Source organism: Sulfitobacter sp. (assembly GCF_041552635.1).
GTDB lineage: Bacteria > Pseudomonadota > Alphaproteobacteria > Rhodobacterales > Rhodobacteraceae > Sulfitobacter.
This window is the reverse complement of the sequence record NZ_JBFEKM010000323.1, coordinates 1-2,107: the sequence shown is the minus strand read 5'-3', so window position 1 is coordinate 2,107 and position 2,107 is coordinate 1. Positions and strand designations below refer to the sequence as shown.

The following is a 2,107-nucleotide window of genomic DNA, read 5'->3' as shown; positions in this document are numbered from 1 at the left end:
TGCATCGGTAGCAGTTGCTGTGATCGCAAAATCGCCATCTACAAGCTGAGTCCCGGAATGATCAAAGGTCCAGTTGCCATCAACATCTGCAGTAGTAGTTCCAATAGAAACATTATTTACAAATACTTCCACAACAGATCCTGCTTCCGCAGTTCCATTGAATGTCAATGTATTGTCACTAGTGATTCCATCCCCAACGATGTTGGTATCTTCAGTTATACCGCTTACCACCGGTGCATTTGGTGCACTTGTGTCGATTGTAATATCCAACGGCGTTGAAGCTGCACTTATATTTCCGGCTGCACCGGTTGCTGTTGCAGTAATATCATAATTACCATCTGCAAGCTGAGTTCCAGTATGATCGAAAGTCCAGTTGCCATCAACATCTGCAGTGGTAGTTCCCACAGAGACTCCATTTACAAATACTTCTATGTCAGATCCTGCTTCTGCAGTTCCATTGAAGGTTAAAGTGTTGTCGCTAGTGATTCCATCTCCATCAACATTCGTGTCTTTTGAGATTCCACTTACAACCGGTGCATTTGGAGCAGTTGTATCGATTGTGATATTCAATGGCGCTGAAATTGCACTTACATTCCCGGCAGCATCGATTGCTGTTGCAGTAATATCATAATCACCATCTGGAAGCTGAGTCCCGGTATTATCAAAAGTCCAGTTACCATCAGTATTCGCCGTAGTAGTTCCAATAATAGTTCCGTTAACAAATACTTCTACTTTAGATCCGGCTTCCGCAGTTCCATTGAAAGTTAAGGTATTGTCACTGGTAATTCCATCGTCATCGATATTAGTATCTTCTGAAATACCACTTACCACCGGTGCATTTGGAGCACTCGTGTCGATAGTGATATTCAGAGGTGTTGAAGCTGCACTTACATTTCCGGCTGCATCGGTTGCTGTTGCTGTGATTGCATAGTCGCCATCTACAAGCTGAGTCCCGGTATGATCAAAAGTCCAGATACCATCAGTATTCGTCGTAGTAGTTCCAACAGAAACATTATCTACAAACACTTCCACTTCAGATCCTGCTTCCGCAGTTCCATTAAAAGTCAATGTATTGTCGCTAGTGATTCCATCGTCATCGATATTAATATCTTCTGAAATACCACTTACCACTGGTGCACTTGGTGCACTAGTATCGATTGTAATATCCAACGGCGTTGAAGCTGCACTTGTATTTCCAGCTGCATCGGTGGCTGTTGCAGTAATATCATAATCACCATCTGCAAGCTGAGTTCCAGTATGGTCAAAAGTCCAGTTGCCATCAGTATTCGCCGTAGTAGTTCCAATAGAAGTTCCGTTAACAAATACTTCTACTTTAGATCCGGCTTCCGCAGTTCCATTGAAAGTTAAACTTTTGTCGCTAGTGATTCCATCACCATCAATATTTGTGTCTTCTGAGATTCCACTTACAATCGGTGCATTTGGTGCACTGGTGTCGATCGTGATATTAAGTGGCGTTGAAGCTGCACTTACATTTCCAGCTGCATCGGTAGCAGTTGCTGTGATCGCAAAATCGCCATCTGCCATTTCAGTTCCGGTATGGTCAAAAACCCAGGTACCATCAGTATTCGCCGTAGTAGTTCCAATAGAAACATTATCTACAAACACTTCCACAACAGATCCTGCTTCCGCAGTTCCGTTGAAACTTAAGGTGTTGTCGCTGGTGATCCCGTCGCCATCAATGTTGGTGTCTTCTGAGAATCCATTTACCACTGGTGCATTTGGTGCACTGGTATCGATCGTGATATTAAGTGGCGTTGAAGCTGCACTTGTATTTCCAGCTGCATCGGTAGCTGTTGCGGTGATTGCATAGTCGCCATCTGCCATTTCAGTTCCGGTATGATCAAAAAACCAGTTGCCATCAGCATTCGCCGTGGTGGTTCCAATAGAAACATTACCTACAAACACTTCCACTTCAGAGCCTGCTTCCGCGGTGCCATTGAAGGACAATGTGTTGTCGCTAGTGATTCCATCCCCATCAATATTGGTATCTTCTGAGATACCACTTACCACTGGTACATTTGGTGCACTGGTATCGATCGTGATATTAAATGGCGTTGAAGCTGCGCTTGTATTTCCGGCTGCATCG

General features: G+C 44.0%; 1 protein-coding gene. It reads right to left on the bottom strand.

Annotation, left to right across the window (positions count from 1 at the left end):
• A partial coding sequence (locus tag ABYT07_RS20665; protein ID WP_372993881.1) for an Ig-like domain-containing protein occupies nt 1-2,107 on the bottom strand: 2,107 nt, incomplete at both ends.